Annotated in this window: 21 protein-coding genes; 16 read left to right on the plus strand and 5 right to left on the minus strand. The window is 62.5% G+C overall.

The genetic code is table 11. From position 1 onward, the window contains the following. Positions 1 to 6 precede the first annotated feature (6 nt). Positions 7 to 918: a three-Cys-motif partner protein TcmP gene (locus DQW91_RS08710; protein WP_245410960.1), complete on the plus strand. Its 912-nt coding sequence runs from the start codon at positions 7 to 9 to the stop codon at positions 916 to 918. Here the strand turns inward: DQW91_RS08710 and DQW91_RS08715 are convergent. From DQW91_RS08715 to DQW91_RS08725, 3 genes are all read right to left on the minus strand, one after another. After that, positions 873 to 1,619, minus strand: a complete 747-nt coding sequence (locus tag DQW91_RS08715; protein ID WP_112663202.1) for a DUF5131 family protein — start codon at positions 1,617 to 1,619, stop codon at positions 873 to 875. The genes DQW91_RS08710 and DQW91_RS08715 overlap by 46 nt on opposite strands. 175 nt (positions 1,620 to 1,794) lie before the next feature. Next, entirely contained in the window at positions 1,795 to 3,102 is a 1,308-nt protein-coding gene (locus DQW91_RS08720) for a calcium-binding protein (RefSeq protein ID WP_112663203.1), read from the minus strand. 103 nt (positions 3,103 to 3,205) lie between these two features. Next, positions 3,206 to 4,270 carry a citrate synthase/methylcitrate synthase gene (locus tag DQW91_RS08725; protein WP_112663204.1) on the minus strand — a complete coding sequence of 355 codons (1,065 nt, stop codon included), beginning with the start codon at positions 4,268 to 4,270 and terminating at the stop codon, positions 3,206 to 3,208. Between the two features lie 71 nt (positions 4,271 to 4,341). Here DQW91_RS08725 and DQW91_RS08730 point away from each other — a divergent pair, with 71 nt between their 5' ends. The 5 genes from DQW91_RS08730 to DQW91_RS08750 all read left to right on the plus strand — a co-directional run bounded on the left by DQW91_RS08730 (position 4,342) and on the right by DQW91_RS08750 (position 9,245). Continuing rightward, positions 4,342 to 5,472: a citrate synthase gene (locus DQW91_RS08730; RefSeq protein ID WP_112663205.1), complete on the plus strand. Its 1,131-nt coding sequence runs from the start codon at positions 4,342 to 4,344 to the stop codon at positions 5,470 to 5,472. Beyond that, positions 5,469 to 5,927: an NUDIX hydrolase gene (locus tag DQW91_RS08735; RefSeq protein WP_112663206.1), complete on the plus strand. Its 459-nt coding sequence runs from the start codon at positions 5,469 to 5,471 to the stop codon at positions 5,925 to 5,927. Before DQW91_RS08730 ends, DQW91_RS08735 begins: the two co-directional genes overlap by 4 nt. After that, positions 5,924 to 6,448, plus strand: a complete 525-nt coding sequence (locus DQW91_RS08740) for a TIGR02301 family protein (protein WP_112663207.1) — start codon at positions 5,924 to 5,926, stop codon at positions 6,446 to 6,448. The genes DQW91_RS08735 and DQW91_RS08740 overlap by 4 nt, the downstream gene beginning before the upstream one ends. A gap of 184 nt (positions 6,449 to 6,632) precedes the next feature. Continuing rightward, positions 6,633 to 6,890, plus strand: a complete 258-nt coding sequence (locus DQW91_RS08745) for a hypothetical protein (RefSeq protein WP_112663208.1) — start codon at positions 6,633 to 6,635, stop codon at positions 6,888 to 6,890. A gap of 390 nt (positions 6,891 to 7,280) precedes the next feature. Further along, entirely contained in the window at positions 7,281 to 9,245 is a 1,965-nt protein-coding gene (locus DQW91_RS08750) for a PD40 domain-containing protein (RefSeq protein WP_112663209.1), read from the plus strand. 10 nt (positions 9,246 to 9,255) lie between these two features. Here the strand turns inward: DQW91_RS08750 and DQW91_RS08755 are convergent, their stop codons facing one another. Continuing rightward, the gene (locus DQW91_RS08755; RefSeq protein ID WP_112663210.1) at positions 9,256 to 10,590 is read right to left on the minus strand and encodes a dihydroorotase; all 1,335 of its coding nucleotides are present in this window, start codon (positions 10,588 to 10,590) and stop codon (positions 9,256 to 9,258) included. A 75-nt stretch (positions 10,591 to 10,665) separates the two neighbouring features. Here DQW91_RS08755 and ygfZ point away from each other — a divergent pair, with 75 nt between their 5' ends. From ygfZ to dxs, 8 genes are all read left to right on the plus strand, one after another. Further along, positions 10,666 to 11,544, plus strand: a complete 879-nt coding sequence (ygfZ, locus tag DQW91_RS08760; protein WP_112663211.1) for a CAF17-like 4Fe-4S cluster assembly/insertion protein YgfZ — start codon at positions 10,666 to 10,668, stop codon at positions 11,542 to 11,544. 77 nt (positions 11,545 to 11,621) lie between these two features. Further along, entirely contained in the window at positions 11,622 to 12,263 is a 642-nt protein-coding gene (locus DQW91_RS08765) for an FMN-binding negative transcriptional regulator (protein ID WP_112663212.1), read from the plus strand. A 40-nt stretch (positions 12,264 to 12,303) separates the two neighbouring features. Continuing rightward, a complete protein-coding gene (locus DQW91_RS08770; RefSeq protein WP_112663213.1) occupies positions 12,304 to 12,912 on the plus strand; it encodes a DNA-3-methyladenine glycosylase I in 609 nt (202 codons plus the stop codon). Next, the gene (locus DQW91_RS08775; RefSeq protein ID WP_245410961.1) at positions 12,912 to 13,526 is read left to right on the plus strand and encodes a YfbR-like 5'-deoxynucleotidase; all 615 of its coding nucleotides are present in this window, start codon (positions 12,912 to 12,914) and stop codon (positions 13,524 to 13,526) included. The genes DQW91_RS08770 and DQW91_RS08775 overlap by 1 nt, the downstream gene beginning before the upstream one ends. 34 nt (positions 13,527 to 13,560) lie before the next feature. Continuing rightward, a complete protein-coding gene (locus DQW91_RS08780; RefSeq protein WP_112663214.1) occupies positions 13,561 to 14,094 on the plus strand; it encodes a tyrosine phosphatase family protein in 534 nt (177 codons plus the stop codon). A gap of 48 nt (positions 14,095 to 14,142) precedes the next feature. After that, on the plus strand, positions 14,143 to 16,812 hold the full coding sequence (locus tag DQW91_RS08785) for a DUF2339 domain-containing protein (protein ID WP_245410971.1): 2,670 nt from the start codon (positions 14,143 to 14,145) through the stop codon (positions 16,810 to 16,812). A gap of 98 nt (positions 16,813 to 16,910) precedes the next feature. After that, positions 16,911 to 17,159 carry an exodeoxyribonuclease VII small subunit gene (locus DQW91_RS08790; protein ID WP_112663216.1) on the plus strand — a complete coding sequence of 83 codons (249 nt, stop codon included), beginning with the start codon at positions 16,911 to 16,913 and terminating at the stop codon, positions 17,157 to 17,159. Positions 17,160 to 17,326: 167 nt separating this feature from the next. Then, entirely contained in the window at positions 17,327 to 19,234 is a 1,908-nt protein-coding gene (gene dxs, locus DQW91_RS08795) for a 1-deoxy-D-xylulose-5-phosphate synthase (protein WP_112663217.1), read from the plus strand. A 207-nt stretch (positions 19,235 to 19,441) separates the two neighbouring features. On the opposite strand, the gene DQW91_RS08800 is transcribed toward dxs, so the two are convergent. Then, positions 19,442 to 20,161 carry a superoxide dismutase gene (locus DQW91_RS08800; protein WP_112663218.1) on the minus strand — a complete coding sequence of 240 codons (720 nt, stop codon included), beginning with the start codon at positions 20,159 to 20,161 and terminating at the stop codon, positions 19,442 to 19,444. Positions 20,162 to 20,248: 87 nt separating this feature from the next. Here DQW91_RS08800 and DQW91_RS08805 point away from each other — a divergent pair, with 87 nt between their 5' ends. After that, positions 20,249 to 20,980, plus strand: a complete 732-nt coding sequence (locus DQW91_RS08805) for a TlyA family RNA methyltransferase (RefSeq protein ID WP_112663219.1) — start codon at positions 20,249 to 20,251, stop codon at positions 20,978 to 20,980. Further along, entirely contained in the window at positions 20,970 to 22,223 is a 1,254-nt protein-coding gene (locus tag DQW91_RS08810; RefSeq protein ID WP_112663220.1) for a class I SAM-dependent RNA methyltransferase, read from the plus strand. Before DQW91_RS08805 ends, DQW91_RS08810 begins: the two co-directional genes overlap by 11 nt. Position 22,224 lies beyond the last annotated feature (1 nt).

Below are 22,224 nucleotides of genomic sequence, written 5' to 3' on the forward strand. Positions count from 1 at the left end.
GTAGGCGTGGCTCATGTCTTTGGTGGACCAGATACGAACCGGAAACTCGGCTGTCTAAGCGCCTATCTTCGCGCTTTCGCTACGGCCTTGCGCAACCAGAGCTTCGCCTGCGTCTACATCGATGCCTTCGCAGGTTCAGGCACCCGAACCGAAGTCAGGGCTGCTCTACCACTGTTCGAGAGCGGCGCGGATGCGATCGAGGTCACAAGTCCGGGCTCAGCCTCGATTGCTATCGCCACCGATCCACCCCTCGACGTAATTGTTCTAATAGAGCAGGATGATACGAGATTTGCAGAGCTTGAGAAACTCGTTGCAGCAAATCCATCAAGGCGGATCGTACTTCGAAAGGGCGATGCCAATCCGCTTGTAAGGAAGCTCTGTACCGGGGCCCAGTGGCGTAAGCAACGTGGCGGGCGACGAGGCACGCGGGGCGTGATCTTCCTGGACCCATATGGGATGGAGGTTGATTGGAGCACCGTCGAGGCTATTGCGGCGACCAAAGCACTCGATTGTTGGTACTTTTTCCCGCTATCAGGCCTCTATCGCAACGCTCCGCATGATCCCACAAAACTGGATGCGCACAAGGAAGCGGCACTCGATCGTGTTCTCGGTGCTACCGATTGGCGGCAGCGTTGGTATGAGCATACGATGCTGCCAGCTGACATGTTTGAGACAGAGGCGCAGGCTACACGCCGCACGGATATCGCTGCAATCGAGGCCTACGTTAAGGAGAGACTTGAGACAGTCTTCAAGGGTGCTGTCCTTGACCCGATCCGCCTACATCACAAGAATGGCGCGCCAATGGCATCGCTCTTCTTCGCCGTCTCGAATGATAGCCCGCAAGCAGTCCGCCTAGCGACAGAAATCGCCTCTCATATCCTTAATTCAGGCAGATCATTCCAAAGACGTCCACGATAAACCCGACCAGCCGCCTTTTTGTTCTTGCCGCCCCACTGCTTGAAGAAAAAGGCAGTTCCAGCTTCGGCACACAGATCGTGTATCTCATCAACCCACGTTGGATCGAGGGGTCGCGCCTTTGGCCCGCTCTCTCCGCCGACAATCGCCCACTGTATGCAGCTGAGATCAGCGTCGGCGACGCTACCGATTAGTGGCTCGAAGGAAATGAATCGCACTGCTGTCGGCACCTGCCGTAGTTCATCGATCCTGTGGAGGACGCGACCATCTTCGACGCTCGTTCCAAGCCACACGTTCGGAAGCCTGGGGAGGCGCGGGACAATCTCCAACATGCGGTCTGGCCGCTTGGTCAAAATCTGAAAGGTGTGTCGCGGCGTCTGCTCCATGGCTTGCCATACCTGTGCGATGAATTCAGCAGGCACGGCAGGGTGGAACAGGTCGGACATCGAATTGACGAAGACGCGACGGGGCTTTGTCCAACGTTTTGGCAGGCTTAGCGACTTTTGATCGAGAAAGACCTTGCCGGTCCATTTCGTTCGTCCGCCGCTCTTGCGGGTCAGGCCGGCGTACTTCTCCAGTCCCATCGCGTCGAGACGAGCAGCCATCCGCATGGCGTAGCAGTTGGTGCAACCCGCTGACATGATGGAGCATCCCGCGACTGGGTTCCAAGTCGCGTCGGTCCATTCGATTGTTGTTTCAGCCATTGCGCGGTGCCTCTTGTCTTAGGCATTCTCACGCCGGGATAGTAAACAAACTGGTAAGGTGAAGATAGGGTGCCTAAAGGCCACGCAAGCGAGTTCTCAAGCCACGAGCTGAAAAGGTTGAGGTGCCAAGGCAACCCTTCGCAAGAATTAGAACCGGACCTCCGCTACCATCCCCTCAGATGACAAAAAAGTCCTTGTAGGTCAGCGCAGGTTTTTTGGAGAGGATCGCGATCTGAACCTGAGCAACACCACCTGCACCATCTGCATCATAATAGAGCGCACCCGTGCCCTTGTTGTAAATGATGCGGTCGTCAGCATCATGCGCGGCTGCGCCGACATAAAAGTAATCGCTCTTGAGAGCGGCCGGTGACGCCACCGTTCCTTTCTTGCCCAGAGCCTTGAAGATCGCGTTCTCCAACCAGACGGAATCGTCCCTCACATTGTAGTCCGTGATCTTGTCGACGTTGGTCTTTCCGGGTTTCGCGGAGAAGACGAAGACGTCCCGGCCCGAACCGCCGGTGAGAGTATCGGCGAGAAGGCCGCCATCGAGCACGTCGTTTCCAGCCTCGCCCTTCAACACATCCTTGCCATCGAGACCGAAGAGCCTGTTTGCACCGCTTGTGCCGATGATCGTGTTCTTGAAAGCATTGCCGATGAGGTTAAGGGACAGCGCCGCTCCTTCGCCCTGCAGGACTTCGATTTCCGTATTCGCGGACAACGCATAGCTTGCGCTGGCGATGACTTTGTCAAAACCCTCGCCGATGCTTTCGGCGACGCTGTCTCCAGCCTGATCGACGTAAAACACATCATCGCCCGCGCCCCCCACCATGACGTCGGCGCCCCGACCTCCGTCGATGGTGTCGTTGCCCTCCCCGCCATCGAGAAAGTCTCTCGACGGATCACTGAAAGCCAAAGGACCCGCGAGCCCCGTCACAGTTTGAGATGATCCAAGAGCGGCATCGGTAGCGCCGTTGAAATTTACGGTAATGCTCAGGAATGGACCGCTGATGACAGCGGGCGTTCCACCATGAAGAAAATCATTGCCGGTATTGCCATAAAGAACATCGCCTCCCGTGCCGCCAAACAATGTGTCGTTGCCCTCCCCGCCGTAGACGACGTCACTTCCGCCGGTGGCGTTGACGTAGTCTGCATCGCCGCCCGCAAAAATCTGGTCTCCCGAGGCGAGGCCGAGAATATGATCGCGCCCCGCTCCGAAGGTTGCCGTGATCAAATCCGGATTATCGTCCCCATAGATCGTGGCGGATTGGTTGGCTGTAACACTGCTGTAGTCGATGACGTCGGAACCGGGTCCACCCTTAAGGAGAACCCCGTAAAAGGCGGTGTAGGTCGTTCCTGGGGCCGTGATGCCGATGGCATCGTCGCCGGCCATTCCGTAGATCTCGGTGAAGGTGTTCAGGTTGAGGTCGAAAAGCTCGTCTCGTTGGGAAACCCCGATCAGGTAACTCTTGTTGTTCGTGGTCATGGATGCACCGTTCCCTTTTTAGCGAGCGATGCAAGGTTCAGTTAGGGCACAGTGTCCGTGCGAACAACAAGCGCGTCTCTGACCGGAGTTATCCCGATCACTTTCACGCCGCCTCGGCGGGCCATGGCCCGACATAGCGCGATTGCGGGCGGATGATGCGGCCCGCCTTTTCCTGTTCGCGCGCATGCGCCACCCAGCCCGCCGTGCGGCCTGCGCCGAAGAGAGGCGTGAAGCCCTCGCGGGGAACGCCGATCGCATCGAGCAGGAGCGCGGTGTAGAATTCCACGTTGGTTTCAAGCTTACGTCCGGGCTTGTGCCGCGCCAGCACATTCAACGCCGCCGCTTCCACCGCCTCGGCCAGCGCGATACGATTGTCGCGCCTCTTCAACCGGCGCATGGCCGCTTTCAGCACATCGGCGCGCGGGTCGCGCACTTTGTAAATGCGATGCCCGAAGCCCATGAGCCGCTCGCCTTTCTGCAAAGCTGCGTCGAGCCATGTTTCCGCATGCGTGGCATCTCCAATTTGATCGAGCATATCGAGCACAGGCCCCGGCGCGCCTCCGTGCAGAGGTCCTTTCAAGGCGCAAAGCCCCGCAACGACAGCGGAGAGAACACCCGCTTCAGTGGATGCCACCACGCGCGCCGTGAAAGTGGAAGCGTTCAGGCCATGATCGATGATGGTGACGAGATAGGTTTCAAGAGCGGCAACCTCATCGGCATCGCCTTCAACACCGCGCATCATGCGCAACAGATCGGCGGCATGACTGAGCGAGGGATCCGGCGCAACCGGCGTTTGCCCACGCGATGCGCGGATCGCCATCTCAGCCGCCACTGCTGCACCGCCGACGGCGAGAGTAGCGTGCTCTTCCTCGCTATCCGGCAATGCCGCCATCAGAAGCCGCATGCCCTCGATGGGTGTGAGGTTGTTGAGCTGCGAGCCGAGCGGCGCGAAACGCGCATAAGCCCTGCGGCGTGCTTCGCCGAGCCGGCTCTTGAGATCGTCCGTCGGCACAAAGCCGCTCCACAGAATGGCAACTGCCTCCTCGAACGAGACGCGGCCAGCGAGCGTTTCCAGATCGTGCCCCCGAATGATGAGACGCCCGGCCTCGCCATCCACATGGCTCAGCACGGTTTCGGCAGCGATGACGCCATCAATTCCAGTCGACATGGCTTTCTCCTTTTTCAAGGAGCTTCGGCCCCCCTTGCGCAAGCGTCAATCTTGAATCAACATATCAATGTATGAGAACCACAGCCGCCCCACTCGATCTCATCTCGGCTCCCGAAGCTTCGCACCGGCTCGGCATAAGCCCGGCGAGCCTTTACGCCTATGTCAGCCGCGGCCTCGTGCGCTCCTTCGCCTCGCCGCACGACCCGAGGCAGCGCCTTTATGCGGCGGAGGATGTGGACGCGCTCGTCAAGCGCCGCACGCGCATGCGCCGTCCAACCGTCGCGGCGGCAACAGCGCTCGATTGGGGCCTGCCGGTTCTGCAAACCAGCATCACGCAAATCAAGGACGGGCAGTTGTTCTATCGCGGCGTGGATGCCGCCTCCCTCGCCGCCCATGCAACGCTGGAAGATGTGGCGGGCCTGCTGCTGGGCTTTACGCTGCAGCCTAGCTCGCACCGCTTCCCCGCCCCCGACACGAACAATCCGCGCGACTTCATCGGAAACGCGATCCGGCTTCTCTCCACGCCCGCGTCAAAGAGTGAAACGCTGGCGTGCGAAACAAGCGCCATCCTGCGCCTCGTCGCGGCGGCGAGCACAGGTTCCGTGCCGAAGAGCCGACCGCTTCATGAGCACTTCCGATCCGCATGGAAGGTCGCGCCTGCGGCAGGCGAAGCGATCCGCCGCGCGCTCGTGCTTTGCGCTGATCATGAACTCAGCGCCTCGGCCTTTGCGGTGCGCGTCGCCGCCTCGACGGGCGCAACCTTGCGCAACAGCATGATCGCGGGGCTTGCGGCGTTGAGCGGGCCGCTTCACGGCGGCGCGACCGAGATCGTCCGCGCGTTCTTCGAGGAATGCGAACGCGGCAAGTCCATCGACACCGCACGGATCAAGTCCGCCGCAGGCTTTCACCATCCGCTTTATCCAGAGGGCGATCCACGCGGCGCAGCCTTGATCGACGGCCTGCCGCTTCGCGAAGGCGACCGCGCCATCATGGATCGGATTGCGAAGGCTTCTGGCGGGCAGCCGACCATCGACGTGGCGCTTGTCATGGTGGAACGCGCGTTCTCACTTCCCAAAGGCGCCGCCTTCGTTCTGTTCGGCACAGGCCGCACGGCGGGCTGGCTTGCCCACGCCATCGAGCAGCGAGCGCAAGGCACGCTCATCCGCCCGCGCGCACAATACGTTCTTTCGGAGACAGCATGAGTTCGGATCGCTTCTTTCCCTCCCGCCCCGTGCTTGCGGCCTCCGTCGCGGTGTTTCGCGAAGGGCGCGTGCTTCTCGCCGCCCGGGGTAAGCCGCCGGGCGAGGGCCTGTTCTCGCTGCCGGGCGGCCAGGTCGAGATCGGCGAGACGTTGGAGGAAGCGGCGTTGCGGGAACTTCGCGAAGAGGTCGCCGTTGAAGCGAGGCTGATCGGCCTTATCGCGCCGGTCGAATTCATTGAAAGGGACGAGACGGGCCGTATAAAACATCATGTGGTCATCGCCGCCCACGCCGCGCACTGGGTTTCCGGCGAACCGCAGACGGGCCCGGAAGCGAAGGAGATCCGGTGGATCGAGGAACAGGACATCGGCGAGCTCCCGATGACGGCGGACCTTCCGGATATTCTCAAGCGCGCCTTCGCGCTGATGCGGAATGCCGCGCCGGACGACCGATCATGAAGCCCGCCGTGCGCGTCGTCCTTGCCGGCATCGCGCTGCTGCTCGCCGGCGAGCCTGCCCTTGCGCAGAACTTCTTCGAACGCCTCTTCGGCATCACGCCGCAACCCGCCCCACCCCCTCTGCCTCAATATCAGCCGCGCCCGCAGCCCCGGCGCACAACCCCGCCGCCGACAGCCCCGAAGCAGGAAGCGGCCCCCGCCGCCCCTGTCGAGCCGCCGCCCGCGCCTTACGAGAAGGACCTGCTGCGGCTATCGGAAATCCTCGGCTCTCTCGCCTTCCTCCGCCCGCTCTGCTCCGCGCCCGATGCTCCGGAATGGCCGAAGCGCATGCAGGCCATCATGGAGAACGAGGGCACCTCGCCGGGCCGGAAGGAGCGGCTCGCGGGAGCCTACAACAAGGGCTACCAGGCCTTCTCCCTCACCTATCGGATCTGCACACCCTCGGCGATCGAGGCCTCGAATCGCTATCTGAAAGAGGGCAACCAACTCAGCCGGAACATCGCCGGACGCTATGGCGGATAAGGAAAAAAGCCTAAAATCCGCCTCCCCCGACGGCATCCGCCCTCCTCAATGGGCTTATCCACACGGTTTGTGCCGCTCCCCCTCGCGTTAACCTCCTTGCAAGGAGATGCTGGCGGTGGAGCGTTACGCCGACTAGGTTCTGGCGAACCGAATCCGCGTACCGCCCCTGTCAGGGGCCTCGATCATGAACGACAACAACGTCCAACTCGTCGAACTCGAAGACCTGAGCGCCATCAAACAGGCGGCGCTGACCTATGTGAGCGAGGCTTTCGCGGAAGCCGAGCTCGATGGGCTCGATCCCGATTGCATGGCGCAAGCCGCGTTGTTCACCGCCTTCATGGAACTCGTCGCCACTTATGGCGAGGAAGCCGTGGCGCAATACGCGGCAAGCCTGCCCGAGCGCATCCGCGGCGGCGGCTTCTCGACCGCGCTGAAGCATTAAGCTCACCGCGATCCGCCAAAAGCGGAATTTTCAAGACGATCTATCTCGGCCTGCAACCGCGGGCAGCGCGAACGGCGCGGCCGCCCCGTGTGTTTACATGGGGCGTATTCTTGACCTTTGGGTAGCCTTGCAGGAACGGCTCTAAGCGCGCCCGCGCGTCGCGCGATCCGAGCCCTCCCTGTACACGGACGGCGGCATCCCGATGGTCTTCAGACTCGGCATTCAGTGTTTGGACGCGCTTCGATCCAGAATGGCTCGGATCGACAGCTCACACCGGCGAAACAGTCAGTCCGGACGAGGAGGCAGTCATGCCTCGCCCGCTTCGTCATCTGAGCGGGGAGCCCCCTAAATCTTCGACTCTCTATTTCAAATTGCATAAGGGGCACTCAAATGGCCTTCACGCTAGGCATCAGATCGTTCCAGCGCATCAACAAGTCCTTCATCGAGCTTGTCTCCAAAATGCAGGACGGCAGCCAATTCACCAATATCACCGATTCCGCGCGGAGTTCCGCAGACGGGCAAGCCGTTGCCTTTGTCGTCGGATCAACCACCGAAATCCACCAGATCTATCACAAAGATCTGAACACGGGTCGCCTGACGCCCGTTTCATCAGGCATGAACGGTCCAGGCAACGGCAACTCGTATGATCCACATTTAAGTGCCGACGGCCGATACGTCGTTTTCACGAGTTTTGCGACAAATCTAACGTCCGACAATACTGTCCAGATTGCTGTCTTCAGAAAGGATGTGATCTCTGGAGAGATCCTGAAGGTTTCAACTTCTGCAGCTGGAGAACCGGCAAACGACGAAAGCACCGACGCAACAATCAGCGCAGACGGGCGGTACGTCGCATTTTCGAGCAATGCGAACAATCTTGGTAGTGGCGATGGAATCGTTAAGCATATCTTCATCAAGGATCTGGAAGCCGGAGGAATCGTCCAGGTCATGGGCCTTAACAAGGCCGCGCCGAACGGATCCAGTTTGACTCCCCACATCAGTGCTGACGGGCGTTATGTGGTCTTTCTCAGTGCGGCGAGCAATCTCGTTCCGGGCGATACGAACGGGACAACAGATGTGTTCCGCTACGACATTGTGAACAAGACAACTGAACGTGTCTCGACTACAGCAACTGGAGGCCAAAGCCACGGCTCGAATGAAGCCCCGGTAATCAGTGCGGACAACCGTTACGTTGTCTTCGCGAGCGATGCCTCCGACCTGGTTGTCAACGATACGAACGAGTCGATCGATATTTTCCGCAAAGACATGGTGACCGGAGATATCATTCGCGTCTCCACCTCCTCCACAGGAGGGCAAGCTGATGATGGTAGTTTTGGGTCAGCCGTTAGCGGCGATGGGCGATATGTAACCTTCCGAAGCGATGCTTCCAACCTTGGAGACAGCTCGGGCGATTTCACCGTGGCCTATATGAAGGACGTTCTGTCCGGTGAGCTCATTCGCCTTTCGGTCAACCGCGATGGCGTTCCAGGAACTTGGGGGGACGGTGAGACCTCTATCACCCAGGATGGCCGCTTCGTATTCTTTTCAAGTGGCTCCCCGAACCTCGTTCAAGGCGATGGAAATGCCGCGAACGATCTTTTCCGCATCGATACCTCGTTGATGAAAAATGCCGCCGCGATCCGTGAAGGCCGCTACGTCGAAACCAAGCTCGATGTCGGATCGGCTTCAAGCGTCAGCCTTGCCTGGGGCGATGGTGCGATTGATTGGAGCAACCCGGTCAACGGCATCGCCTCCTTCTCGCATGCCTACGCCACGAGCGGCGTCAAGGCGGCGACCGTCACCCTCCGGCAGGACGGGCAGACGTGGATCGTCCCGCACCGGGTCGATCTCGCGACGACGCAGATGGTCCGGGACGTCACTCTCGTCGACACCCTCGAAGGGAGCGCAGGCAACGATCTTCTCAAGGGCGATGCCTATGCCAATATCGTCAAGGGCGCGGCCGGCAAGGACAAGATCTATGGCGGCCTCGGCAAGGATGTCCTTACGGGCGGAACGGGCAAGGATTACTTCGTCTTCGACACGGCTGTCGCCAAAACGAAGAACGCCAACATCGACACCATCACCGACTTCTCGGTGAGGGACGATACGATCTGGCTCGAGAACGCGATCTTCAGGGCTCTCGGCAAAAAGGGCTCGCTCAAGAAGCCCGCGAAGCTCGACGCGAGCATGTTCTGGAGCGGCTCAAGCGCACACGATGCGGACGATCGCATCATCTACAACAAGAAGACCGGTGCGCTCTATTACGATGCCGACGGCACCGGAGCGAAGGCCGCCATCAAGATCGCGATCCTCAAGAAAAACCTCGCCCTGACCGACAACGATTTCTACGTGATCTGAAGCCCGCCGCTCAGGGCTTCAGCGCTTCTTCGAAAAGAACCGCCTCACCTTGCGAGGGCGACTGCAATTCGCCCTCCCACATCACCACGTTGCCGCGCACGATGGTGCCGATGGGCCAGCCGGTAACGGTCTTGCCGTCATAAGGCGTCCAGCCACATTTCGAGGCGATCCAGGCGTTGGTGATGGTTTCGCGGTGCTTGAGATCGACGATGGTGAAATCCGCATCGTAGCCGACGGCGATACGCCCTTTGCGGGCAATTCCGAAAAGGCGTTTGGGCCCCGCGCTCGTCATGTCGACGAAACGCTCGAGGGTCATGCGGCTCGCATTCACATGATCGAGCATGATCGGCACAAGCGTCTGCACGCCGGTCATGCCGGAGGGCGTGTCGGGATAGACCTTGTCCTTCTCCTCACGCGTATGCGGCGCGTGGTCGGAACCGAGAATGTCGGCGACGCCTTCGTCCACGCCCTCCCAGATCGCCTGACGATGATGCTCATCGCGCACGGGCGGGTTCATCTGAACGTAGGTGCCAAGGCGCTCATAAGCTTCCGGCGCCGCGAGCGTCAGGTGATGCGGCGTCACCTCGACGGTTGCGACATCCTTGTAACCGCGCAGGAACTCCATCTCCTCGGCGGTCGAGACATGCAGCACATGGATGCGCGCGCCGGTCTCGCGCGCGATGCGCACGAGACGCTCCGTGCAGGCAAGCGCCACTTCCGCCGAACGCCAGACGGGGTGCGAGGACGGATCACCCGTGACGCGCAGATGCTTGCGCTCGCGCAGCATCGCCTCGTCTTCCGAATGGAACGCCGCGCGGCGGCGCGTGCGGCGCAAGATCTCCGCGACGCCCTTGTCATCCTCCACGAGCAGCGAGCCGGTGGAGGAGCCCATGAACACCTTGATACCTGCCGCACCCGGCAGGCGCTCCAGCTCCGCCACGTCCTTCGTGTTCTCGGCGGTGCCGCCGACCCAGAAGGCGAAATCGCAATGCATGCGGTGATGGCCGCGCCGCACCTTGTCGGCCAGCGTCTCGGGCGTGGTCGTCTGCGGATTGGTGTTGGGCATCTCGAACACCGCTGTCACGCCGCCCATGACGGCGGCGCGGGAGCCTGATTCGAGATCTTCCTTATGATCGAGCCCCGGCTCGCGGAAATGCACCTGTGTATCGATCACGCCGGGCAGGATGTGCAGCCCGCGGCAGTCGATCTCCCGCCCTGCCGAGGCGCGGGACAAGTCGCCGATATAGGCGATCCGTCCGTTGAGAATGCCCACGTCCCGCTCGGCCCGCCCGTCCTGATTGACGACGATGCCACCCTTGAGGATCAGGTCGAAGGTCTGGGACATGATGAACTCGCTCTTGAGGCCGCAACAGGGTGGGCATATGTCACGGTGGGTCGAAGGGCAACTGGAGGGGGTTGCATGCCAGCAGCGCACTTGAACGATCGCGGCGTGGTGAAGGTTTCCGGCGAGGAGGCGAAAAAGCTCCTCGAAGGGCTGATTACCTGCGAACTCGAGAGGGTCTCCCCACAGGCGGCGCGGCTCAGCGCGCTCCTGACGCCGCAGGGCAAGATTCTCTTCGATTTCATCGTCTTCGAGGCTCCTGCCGAAATCGGCGGTGGATATTATCTCGATACGCTCAAGGGCTTCGCGCCCGATCTCGCCAAGCGCCTGAATTTCTACAAACTCAGGGCGAAGGTGGTGATCGAGGACCTTTCGGACAAGCTGGCGGTGGTCGCGGGCTGGGGCGACACGCCGAAACCGCAGGACGACGCCGGGCTCGTCGCAGAAGATCCGCGCCTTCCCGCGCTCGGCTGGCGCGCCGTCGTGGCGGCGGAAGACGCTGCCGAGTTTTCCTCGGCAGAGGCCGAAACCTATCATGCTCACCGCATCGCGCTCGGCATTCCGGAAGGCGGGCGCGATTTCCTCTTCGGCGAAGCCTTCCCGCACGAAGCGTTGATGGACCAGCTTCACGGGGTGGATTTCGATAAGGGCTGCTATATCGGCCAGGAAGTCGTTTCCCGGATGCAGCACCGCGGCACGGCGCGCACGCGCTTCCTGCCCGCGACCTATGAAGGGGGCTTCGCCGCCGAGGTTGGAGCCGATGTAACGGCGGGCGAGAAGGTGCTAGGCAAGGCCGGCACGGGCGCGCAAGGGCGCGGCCTCCTGATGATCCGCCTCGACCGCGCCTCGGACGCCCTCGCCGCCGGAGAGACGATCCGCGCTGGGGGCATTCCCGTCACGTTGGCCAAGCCCGATTGGGCCCAGTTCGAGTTTCCTAGGGAAACTACGCCGGCGTGATCTTTCGGCGCAAAACTTTTGATTGGTCAGCGCTTGGCAGAGGAGCCTAGGGTTGGCAGCCTATACTGAGGACTGTCATGTACCAGCCGCCCCACTTTCGTGAAGACCGTCTCGACGTTCAGCATGCCCTCATGCGCGCTCATCCCTTCGGGATGCTGGTAACGCTCGGCAGCGAGGGGCTCGTCGCCAATCCGGTGCCGTTCATTCTCGATGCCTCGGCCTCTGAAAAGGGCACGCTTCGCGCGCACCTCTCGCGCGCCAATCCGCAATGGCGCGATTTCGATGCGGCCCGCGAGGCTCTGGTGATCTTTCAGGGCGCGGACAGCTACATCACGCCGTCCTGGTACGAGACCAAGCGCGAAACCGGCAAGGTGGTGCCGACCTGGAACTACGCCATCGTGCAGGCCTATGGCACGATGAAGGTCATGGACGATCTCGAATGGCTGACGCGCCAGACCGAGGCGTTGACGGCTCAGCACGAGGCCTCGCAACCTCAGCCTTGGGCGGCCAGCGACGCGCCCGCCTCCTATATTGCGGCTCACATGAAGGGCATCGTCGGCATCGAGATCGAGATCAGCCGGATCGAAGGTAAGTGGAAGGTGAGCCAGAACAGACCGCAGGCCGACATCGCTGGCGTCGCCGAAGGGTTGCGCGCAACGGAGGGCGAAGCGGCGCAGCGCATGGCGGATCTGGTTGAAACCTACGGCATGAAGGGCTGAGCCCCTTCCCGTTTCGCCGCAAGACCGTTACACCGTCTGCATGACAGACGGATTGATCCTTCACCCCGACAACAAGACCCGCTGCTGGTGGCCCGGCACGGACCCGTTCTATGTCGCCTATCACGACACGGAATGGGGCGTTCCCGAATTCGACGACCGTGCCCTGTTCGAGAAGCTGATTCTCGACGGTTTTCAGGCGGGCTTGTCGTGGATCACCATCCTGCGCAAGCGCGACAACTTCCGGAAAGCCTTCGTGGGTTTCGAGCCGGAAAAGATCGTCCGCTTCAATCAGGCCAAGGTCGAGGCGCTGATGCTCGATACCGGCATCGTGCGCAACCGAGCCAAGATCGAAGCGACGATTGCGGGCTCCCGCGCATGGCTGAACATTCAGGAGCGCGGCGGCTTCTCTGAGTTCCTCTGGAATTTCATCGACGGGCGGCCGATCCAGAACAACCTGAAGAGCCGGTCGCAAATCCAGGCCGAGACGGACGTTTCGCGCAAGATCTCGAAGGCCTTGAAGGCGGAAGGGTTCAACTTCGTTGGCCCCACCATCGTCTACGCTTTCATGCAGGCGGTCGGCATGGCCAACGACCATCTCACCGGCTGCTACCGCCACGCGGAATGCGCGGCCATCGCCGAGAAGCTGTGATGAGGGAACCGCGCGTCTGGCAACGGATGCTGTCGGGCCGCAGGCTCGATCTCATCGACCCCTCCCCGCTCGACGTGGAGCTTGAGGATATCGCGCACGGCCTTGCCCGCGTGGCGCGCTGGAACGGCCAGACCGAAGGCGCGCACATTTTCTCCGTCGCGCAGCACAGCCTGCTGGTGGCGGCCATCGCGGTTCATCTCGAGCCCGAGATCACGCCCTCGCACCATCTCGCGACGCTTCTGCACGATGCGCCGGAATATGTGATCGGCGACATCATCTCGCCGTTCAAGACAGTGATCGGCGATGCCTACAAGGCCATCGAAGCGCGACTTCTGGCGGCGATCCATATTCACTTCGGCCTGCCTGCGGACTTGAGCGCCGCGGCCAAGCGCGCGATCAAGAAGGCTGACCGGCAGGCGGCCTTTCTCGAAGCGACGCGGCTTGCAGGCTTCTCCCGCGAGGAGGCGCTGAAATATTTCGGCCGCCCCGAACCCCTGCCCCGCACCATCGATGCTATGCTCGAACCGTGGCCGATCCATGTGGCAGAGGAGCGCTATCGCCGGGAAGTCACAACGCTCATATCTGCGTTGTCATCACAACGACGAACGATCTGATAGAATGGTGTTGTCGTCAGTGCGAGTTTGAACCATGCCGACCCTTCACGTCTGCCCGCTCTCCCGCCTGCATCAAACCGTCGAGGAAACCCGCGCCAGCCATGTGGTGACACTCATCAACCACGGCGCGGTGGTGGAGCGTCCCGCCTCGATCCCGGTGGAGCGCCATCTCGATCTTCGCATCAGCGACATCGTGGAGCCGCTAGAAGGCCATGTGCTGGCCGGGGCCGAGCATGTGGAATCGCTACTTGCCTTCGTGACGGCATGGGAGCGCGAGAGCCCGCTGGTTTTCCATTGCTGGGCCGGAATCAGCCGCTCCACGGCAGCCGCCTTCATCACCGCCTGCGCGCTGACACCCACACGTGACGAGGCGGAAATCGCCCTGGCCTTGCGTGTAGCATCCCCCAGCGCGACGCCGAACCGACACCTCGTGGCGATTGCCGATCATGTGCTCTCCCGGCAGGGCCGCATGGTACAGGCCATCGAACGTATCGGGCGAGGGGAAGAGGCTTTCGAAGGGGTGCCGTTTACGTTACAGCTTAGCACTATCACGCGGGCGCTGGCGTAAAACGCGCGCCCGCCGTCTTGCACGTCAAGGAGCGGCGCTTTGGATTCTGTGACGTTCCTTTTCGTGGCGCTCCTAGTGCTTGCCATTCCGATCTGCGCGGTAGGAGGCCTCGTCATCGCGCTCTCGCAGCGCAAGCGCCTCGATTTTTTGCAGCAACGCGTGACAATGCTCGAATCGCTGCTGGCGAAATCGCCCGCGCCGCAACCTGCTCCAGCGCCTGAACCTGCACCGCAGAAGCCGGCTCCGGAAGCGCCAGTCGCAGCCCCTGGTTCCACGCCGCTCCCCTCCAAACCAAGCGTTCCCCTGGTCGCCGCGGCTCCTCGCTCGACAGCAACCGCCACGGCGAAGGTGGATATCGAGGAGCGCATCGGTTCCCGCTGGGCCGTGTGGGTCGGCGGCGTGGCGCTGGCGCTGGGCGGGATCTTTCTCGTGCGGTATTCCATCGAGCAGGATCTTCTCGGCCCCAAAGCACGGACTGCCTCGGGCCTTCTCTTCGCGGCCCTGCTCCTCGGGGCGGGCGAATGGTTGCGGCGGCGGGAAAAGCCCCTCTCTCTCCCCGGCTTCGACACGGCGAACGTCCCCGCCATTCTCACTGCAGCGGGAACCTCGACGGCCTTCGCGACCACTTATGCGGCCTATGGCCTTTACGATCTCATCAGCCCGGCTACCGCCTTCGTCGTTCTCGGCCTCGTCGCTGCTCTGACGATGCTTGCCGCCCTTCTGCACGGACCGGCACTCGCGGCGCTCGGGCTCGTGGCGGCACTTGGCGCGCCGCTCCTTGTTTCGTCCGACGCGCCGCAGCCTTGGGCGCTCGTGATCTATCTCGCATTCGCCGTCGTCGCGGCCTATGGCGTGGCGCGCCTGCGTCTCTGGCGCTGGCTTGCGCTTTCGGGAGCCGTCGGCGCGCTCGTCTGGACGTTGCCGATCTTCTTCATGAAGCACGGCGAAATCATCCCCGCGATGGCGCATCTCGTTCTTCAGATCGGCCTTGCGGGGCTCTTTCTCGTCGCGGACGCGCATCGTGCAGATCCGGAGCGGACGATCATCGACCGTTTCGCGAGCGTGGTACTCTTCGCCTTCGCGCTGGCGAGCGTGCTTGTTTCAGGCTCGGTGCATGCGGGCGACGGGCGCATCGTTTTCGCCGGGCTCGTTGTCCTCATGCTCGCCGCGCTCGGCCTGCGCTACTCACCCGCTGCGCCCGCTGTAGCCTCTGCGGCCTTTGCAATCGTGGGCATTCTGACTGTCTGGCCGATCCGGCGGGAAATCTCCGCCGATCCGCAAAGCGTCTTCTACTATGGCGACTTCGACCTCTTCGCCATGCGCCCGGACGCACTGGTGCATTATCTCACTGTCGCGGCGGTGTTTTCCTTAGGTCTTGCCGGAGCCTGCCTGTGGCGCGTGGCGCGCGCTCGCATGTCCGCCCCCATCGCCGCCTGGCATGCGGGCGCGGCGAGCGTCGGGCCGCTGCTTGTCCTCGCCGTCGCCTGGTGGCGGGTGGCGGCGCTGGAGCGCAGCCTGTCCTTCACTCTCGCCGCTGGTCTCTTGGCCTGCCTGTTCGTTGTCGCCACCGTGTGGCTGCGCAAGCGTGAGGCCGATGATGCGGACGACATCCGCCTCGGCGTCGGAGCCGTCGCCTCAGCGGCGCTCGCTGCGCTCTCCCTCGGGCTTATCTTCGCCCTCGACAAGGGCATGCTCACCGTCGCCTTTGCCCTCTCGGCGCTTGGCGCGGCCATCGTCGCCGTGCGGGCCGGCATTCCCGCCCTGCGTTACGCCATCGCCGCCATCGGCGTGGTTGTGCTCGGGCGGCTCGCCTGGGACCCGACCATCGTCGGCGGCGCGGTGGGAGGCACAATCATCTTCAACTGGCTTCTCGTCGGCTATGGCGTGCCGGCCCTCGCCTTTTTCCAGGCGAGCCGCCTTCTGGAGCGGCAGGGCGGGCGCGGCAGGATCGTGCGGTTCATCGAGAGCCTCGCCATCGTCTTCGCGGCTTTTCTCGTGTTCTTCGAGATCCGCCATGCGGTTCAGAGCGGCGATATCCTGAAACCGGCGACCGGCTTTCTCGAACTCGGCCTTCTCGCCACATCGAGCTTTGCCTTCTCGCTGCTTCTGGCGCGCACCGACGCCGCTCGGCCGGACGCGGTCTACCGCTATGGCGCGCTCGCCTTCAAGGCGATCTCCCTCGCCATCGCTATCGGCGGCCTTCTGATCGGCCAGAACCCGCTTTTGACCAATGAGGCGATTGCGGGAGGCGCATTCTTCAACACCCTCATCCCCGCCTATCTCCTGCCCGCGATTCTCGCTCTCCTCCTCGCCCGGCAGGAAAAGGGCACCCGACCGCCGGTCTATGCCCTGATCTCCGCCGTTCTCGGGCTCGCGCTGTTCTCGGCCTTTCTGATGCTGGAGATCCGCTGCGCCTTCCAGGGCCCCTACATCGCCCATTGGCGCGGAACCGGGCAGAGCGAGCAATGGGCCTATTCCATCGCCCTCCTCGGCTGCGGCATGGTCCTTCTCGCCCTCGGACTCTTGAAGGACATCCGCTTTGCCCGTATGGCCTCCGCCGTGTATCTTCTTCTGGCGGTCTTCAAGGTCTTCATCATCGACCTTGCCAATATGGAAGGCGTGATGCGGGCCTTGTCCTTCATTGGGCTCGGCCTTGTTCTCATCGGCATCGGATTGGTCTACCAGAAGCTGCTTGCGCAACGACCCCTTGGAGACTGAAACGTGATCAGTCTCCAGATTCTCTTATTTACCGCATGATCCGGGCGAACAACCGGTTCCCACTTGTTCTGATCATGCTCTAAACTTGGCGGACAGGAATGACCGATACCCCCTCCCTTGAGGCTCTTCCCTTCGAAAAGGCCCTGGCCGAGCTCGAGGACATCGTGCGCCGGCTCGAACGCGGCGACGTGCCGCTGGAGGATTCCATCGCCATCTACGAGCGCGGCGAAGCTTTGAAGAAGCATTGCGAAGCGCTGCTCAAGAAGGCCGAGGCCCGCATCGAGAAGATTACCATCGGGGCGGACGGGCAGGCGGCGGGCACGACCCCGCTCGATGTGGACGAATAGTCCTATCGCCTTACTCTTGCCGGAAAAGCGGTTCTTCTGCGTTTGACCGAGCCTTCGTGAAATCCTATCTCATTGCTGTATGCTGGCCAGCGCGCACGGTCCGGACAATCGGAGCCCCGATTTCTCCGAAGACCGTGTGAATTCAAAGAAGCTTGACGAGAAAACCGTTGTCGACACCCCTTCTCGATACCATCAAGACCCCGGACGACCTCCGCGCTCTTCCGGAGGATCGGCTGCGGCAGGTTGCCGACGAGCTGCGGGAAGAGACGATCAGCGCCGTTTCCGTCACCGGCGGACATCTGGGCGCAGGCCTCGGCGTCGTCGAGCTGACAGTTGCCCTGCACTACGTGTTCGACACACCGCGTGACCGGCTGATCTGGGATGTCGGCCACCAGGCCTATCCGCACAAGATCCTCACCGGCCGCCGCGACCGCATCCGCACCCTGCGTCAGGCGGGCGGGCTTTCCGGCTTCACCAAGCGCGCGGAGAGTGAGTACGACCCCTTCGGCGCGGCGCATTCCTCCACCTCGATCTCGGCGGGCCTCGGCATGGCCGTGGCGCGGGATCTTTCGGGGGAGAAGAACAACGTCATCGCCGTGATCGGCGACGGCGCGATGTCGGCGGGCATGGCCTATGAGGCCATGAACAACGCCGGCGCGATGCACTCGCGCCTCATCGTCATTCTCAACGACAACGACATGTCCATCGCGCCCCCCGTCGGCGCGATGTCGTCCTACCTCGCCCGGCTCGTCTCCGGCGGCACCTATCGGGGCCTGCGCGAAACGGCGAAGCAACTGGCGAAGAAGCTGCCGAAGTTCTTCTACAACAAGGCCGCCAAGGCGGAGGAATTCGCGCGCGGATTCTGGACCGGCGGCACGATGTTCGAGGAGCTCGGCTTCTATTACGTCGGCCCCATCGACGGCCACAATCTCGACCATCTCCTGCCGATTTTGAAGAACGTGCGGGACTCGGAAACGGGCCCCATTCTCGTTCACGTCGTGACGCAGAAAGGCAAGGGTTACGCGCCGGCGGAAGCCTCCGCCGACAAGTATCACGGCGTCGTCACCTTCGACGTGGTGACGGGCGCGCAGGCGAAACCGAAGGCCAATGCGCCCTCTTACACCAAGGTGTTTGGCGAGAGCCTCATCAAGCACGCGCGTGAGGATGACAAGATCGTCGCGATCACCGCCGCGATGCCCTCCGGCACGGGTATTGATCTCTTCAACAAGGAATTCCCGGCCCGCACCTTCGATGTCGGCATTGCCGAGCAGCACGCGGTAACCTTCGCGGCGGGCATGGCGACGGAAGGCTACAAGCCCTTCTGCGCGATCTATTCCACCTTCCTGCAGCGCGCCTACGATCAGCTGGTGCACGACGTGGCGCTCCAGAACCTGCCGGTTCGCTTCGCCCTCGACCGTGCGGGGCTCGTCGGTTCCGACGGGCCGACCCATGCAGGCTCTTTCGACATTGCCTTCCTCGGCTGCCTGCCGAACATGGTGGTGATGGCGGCAGCCGACGAAGCCGAACTCGTCCACATGGTCGCCACCGCCGCCGCACACGATTCAGGCCCCATCGCATTCCGCTACCCGCGCGGCGAAGGCGTCGGCGTCGACATGCCGGAACAGGGCGTGCCGCTCGCCATCGGCAAGGGACGCATTGTGCGCGAAGGCAACCGCATCGCGATCCTCTCCCTCGGCACGCGCCTTTCTGAATCGCTCAAAGCTGCGGAAGAGCTGGAGGCACGCGGCCTCTCGACCACTGTCGCGGATGCGCGCTTCGCCAAGCCCATCGACGAAGAGCTGATCCTGAAGCTTGCTCGCGAGCATGAAGTGCTCATCACCATCGAGGAAGGCTCGATGGGCGGCTTCGGCGCTTACGTGCTGCAGCTTCTCTCCGACAAGGGCGCGCTCGACCGCAGCACCTTGAAGGTGCGCACAATGGTGCTGCCGGATACCTATATCGATCACGACAAGCCCGAGCGCATGTATGCCGAGGCCGGGCTCGATGCGGCTGGTATCGTCGCGAAGGTGTTCGAGGCGCTCGGAACCAGCGCGGAGCAGAAGGCGCGGGCCTAAAACCCCATCCGCTTGCAAATCACAGCCTCACCAACCCGCGAGCCTCACCCTGAGGAGGCGCGCCAGCGCCGTCTCGAAGGGCGAGGCGTCTCCAGTGGGCGCTGGAACCTCCTTCGAGACGCAGCTTTTGGCTGCTCCTCAGGATGAGGTGGCTGATAGGGCACGCGATCCCGGATCGCCTCGCGGCGTCCGGGATGACGGCAAACGTCAGATCGTCAGCTTGCCCGCTTTCGCCGCGGCGTAACGTTCGGCGATTTTGTTCCAGTCGAGCACGTTCCACCACGCCTTGAGATAATCCGCGCGGCGGTTCTGGTACTTGAGGTAATAGGCGTGCTCCCACACGTCGTTGCCCATCAGGACGCGCCCGCCATCCATCAACGGCGTATCCTGATTGGGTTTCGCCACAAGGCCGAGCTTGCCCTCCGGCGTCACGGTCACGAAGACCCAGCCGGAGCCGAACTGACCAAGGCCCACCGTGTTGAAATCCGTCTGGAATTTCTGGAAGCCGCCGAGATCGCGTTCGATGGCGGCCTTCAATTCACCGCTTGGCTCGCCGCCGGAGCCGCCCATGATCTGCCAGAACATGGTGTGATTGGCGTGGCCGCCGCCATTGTTGCGGATGGCGGTGCGGACCGAATCCGGCAGCTTGCCGAGATTGGCGAGAAGCTCCTGGAGCGGCATCTTCGCCGCTTCCGCATGCTGTGCGAGCGCCGTATTGAGGTTAGTCACGTAGGCGGCATGATGCTTATCGTGGTGCAGTTCCATCGTCTGCGTGTCGATGTGTGGCTCGTTCTTGGACGGCGCATAAGGCAAAGGCGGCAGCGTGAACGGACCTGACGGGGCTTGCGCAAAGGCGCGGGGGATGGCAGCGCTGGCGCTGAGGACGGTGGCTCCCGCAAGGAGTTGCCGACGGCTGAGACTGTGCATTGTTTCCACCTTTGCTCGTCATGATGTAACGAGATAGGGCGTGGCATCAGCCGCGACAGCCTGAGATTTGGGAGACCCGGAACCACCATGAGCCGCAAGCGCGCAGACATCGCTCTCGTCGAGGGCGGCTTTTTCGAAAGCCGCGCGCGAGCGCAGGAGGCTATTGCGGCAGGCCTCGTGACCGTCAACGGCCAGCCTGTCCGCAAGGCGTCCGACGGCGTGCCGGAAGGCGCTGAAATCGTCGCGCAGGCGCCCCACCCTTATGTCTCGCGCGGGGGCGTGAAGCTCGCCGCCGCGCTCGATGCTTTCGCCATCGATCCGAAGGCTTGCACCTGCCTCGATATCGGTTCTTCAACAGGCGGTTTCACGGAAGTGCTGTTGCTGCGCGGCGCATCGCATGTCTATGCGGTGGACGTGGGCCACAGCCAGTTGCACCCCAAGGTCGCGAGCGATCCACGCGTCACGAGTTTGGAAAGCACGGATGCGCGCGCGCTGGATACGACACTCATCCCCGAATCCATCGACCTTCTCGTTGCGGATGTCAGCTTCATCTCGCTCAAGCTCGTTCTGCCTGCAGCCGTCGCCCTTCTGAAGCCGCGCTCCACCCTCGCTGTTCTCGTGAAGCCGCAGTTCGAGGCCGGGCGCGATCATGTGAAAAAAGGCATCGTGCGCGATGAGGCCGTGCATCGCGCGGTGTGCGAGGGTCTGACAAACTTTGTCTCGTCGCTGGGCTTTGCGCCCATCGGCATCGTGCCCTCGCCCATTGAAGGCGGTGACGGCAATCGTGAATTTTTGTTGGGAGCGCGCCGTGAGCGATGAAGTAACGATCAACCGCCTCGGTGCGAAAGGCGACGGCATTGCGGAGACGCCAGAAGGACAAGTCTTCGTTCCCTTCGCGCTACCCGGCGAGACGGTCACGATTGAACGCGATGGCAACCGCGGCCGCGTTCTCGAAATCAAGACGCCATCGCCCGAGCGTATCGCTCCCTTCTGCCCCTATTTCGGAGAATGCGGCGGCTGCGCGACGCAGCACATGCGCGAGGACTTCTATCGCAGCTGGAAGCAGGACATCCTCAACACCACCCTGCGCCACGCGCGGCTCGAGCAGGAGACGCAAGCGCTCATTGATGCGCATGGCGAAGGACGCAGACGCGTGACGCTGCACGTCCGCTTTCCGGAACGCGGGATGAGCGTCGGCTTCATGGCGGCGCGCAGCCACCATGTGATCGAGATCGACCATTGCCCCATTCTCGTGCCCGCTCTCCAACGCCACGCGCCCGCCGTCGCGCGCGCGATCGGTGAAGCGTTGAAAGCGGCGCGCAAGCCGCTCGACATTCAGATCACCGCAACGGACGCCGGGTTTGACGTGGACGTGCGCGGGCACGGCCCGCTCAATGGCCGCAAGCGCCTCGACTTGATCGAGCTCGCCAACACGCTCGATCTCGCACGCCTCTCGATCCACGGCGATGTTATCGTCGAACGCCGCCCGCCTGTCATCGCGATCCATCGCTCATCCGTCGTGCTGCCTGCGGGTTCCTTCCTTCAGGCGACAAAACTTGGCGAGGAGACGCTGGCCTCCTTCGCCATCGAGGCATGCCGCGGTGCGAAGCGCGTGGCGGATCTCTTTGCCGGTTGCGGCGCTTTCGCCTTGCGGCTTGCGGAGAAGGCCGAAGTTCACGCTGTCGAGAGTGACAAGGCCGCGATGATGGCGCTCGACAGGGCCGCGCGCGCAACGCCCAATCTGCGGCGCATCACGACGGAAGCGCGCGACCTTTTCCGCCGTCCTCTCCTGCTCCCGGAGTTGAACAGCCTCGATGCGGTGGTGATGGACCCGCCGCGCGCCGGCGCGGAGGCTCAGGTGAAGCAGCTGGCGTCCTCGAAAGTGCCGCTAATCGTCAGCATCTCATGCGATCCGGCGACATTCGCGCGCGATGCCGCGATCCTGATCGCGGGCGGCTACCGCCTGGAGCGCATCATCCCCGTCGACCAGTTCAAGTACAGCGCCCATATCGAGGTCGTGGGCATTTTGCGAAAGGATGTCGCGAAGAAGAAGCGGCGGTAAG

It is taken from the genome of Microvirga flavescens (assembly GCF_003290125.1).
GTDB lineage: Bacteria > Pseudomonadota > Alphaproteobacteria > Rhizobiales > Beijerinckiaceae > Microvirga > Microvirga flavescens.

Excerpts from the sequence above, each read along its gene's own strand:
- DQW91_RS08715 (WP_112663202.1), bottom strand. The coding sequence starts at position 1,619 with ATGGCTGAAACAACAATCGAATGGACCGACGCGACTTGGAACCCAGTC.
- DQW91_RS08720 (WP_112663203.1), bottom strand. The coding sequence starts at position 3,102 with ATGACCACGAACAACAAGAGTTACCTGATCGGGGTTTCCCAACGAGAC.
- DQW91_RS08725 (WP_112663204.1), bottom strand. The coding sequence starts at position 4,270 with ATGTCGACTGGAATTGATGGCGTCATCGCTGCCGAAACCGTGCTGAGC.
- DQW91_RS08730 (WP_112663205.1), top strand. The coding sequence starts at position 4,342 with ATGAGAACCACAGCCGCCCCACTCGATCTCATCTCGGCTCCCGAAGCT.
- DQW91_RS08735 (WP_112663206.1), top strand. The coding sequence starts at position 5,469 with ATGAGTTCGGATCGCTTCTTTCCCTCCCGCCCCGTGCTTGCGGCCTCC.
- DQW91_RS08740 (WP_112663207.1), top strand. The coding sequence starts at position 5,924 with ATGAAGCCCGCCGTGCGCGTCGTCCTTGCCGGCATCGCGCTGCTGCTC.
- DQW91_RS08745 (WP_112663208.1), top strand. The coding sequence starts at position 6,633 with ATGAACGACAACAACGTCCAACTCGTCGAACTCGAAGACCTGAGCGCC.
- DQW91_RS08750 (WP_112663209.1), top strand. The coding sequence starts at position 7,281 with ATGGCCTTCACGCTAGGCATCAGATCGTTCCAGCGCATCAACAAGTCC.
- DQW91_RS08755 (WP_112663210.1), bottom strand. The coding sequence starts at position 10,590 with ATGTCCCAGACCTTCGACCTGATCCTCAAGGGTGGCATCGTCGTCAAT.
- ygfZ (WP_112663211.1), top strand. The coding sequence starts at position 10,666 with ATGCCAGCAGCGCACTTGAACGATCGCGGCGTGGTGAAGGTTTCCGGC.
- DQW91_RS08765 (WP_112663212.1), top strand. The coding sequence starts at position 11,622 with ATGTACCAGCCGCCCCACTTTCGTGAAGACCGTCTCGACGTTCAGCAT.
- DQW91_RS08770 (WP_112663213.1), top strand. The coding sequence starts at position 12,304 with ATGACAGACGGATTGATCCTTCACCCCGACAACAAGACCCGCTGCTGG.
- DQW91_RS08775 (WP_245410961.1), top strand. The coding sequence starts at position 12,912 with ATGAGGGAACCGCGCGTCTGGCAACGGATGCTGTCGGGCCGCAGGCTC.
- DQW91_RS08780 (WP_112663214.1), top strand. The coding sequence starts at position 13,561 with ATGCCGACCCTTCACGTCTGCCCGCTCTCCCGCCTGCATCAAACCGTC.
- DQW91_RS08790 (WP_112663216.1), top strand. The coding sequence starts at position 16,911 with ATGACCGATACCCCCTCCCTTGAGGCTCTTCCCTTCGAAAAGGCCCTG.
- DQW91_RS08800 (WP_112663218.1), bottom strand. The coding sequence starts at position 20,161 with ATGCACAGTCTCAGCCGTCGGCAACTCCTTGCGGGAGCCACCGTCCTC.
- DQW91_RS08805 (WP_112663219.1), top strand. The coding sequence starts at position 20,249 with ATGAGCCGCAAGCGCGCAGACATCGCTCTCGTCGAGGGCGGCTTTTTC.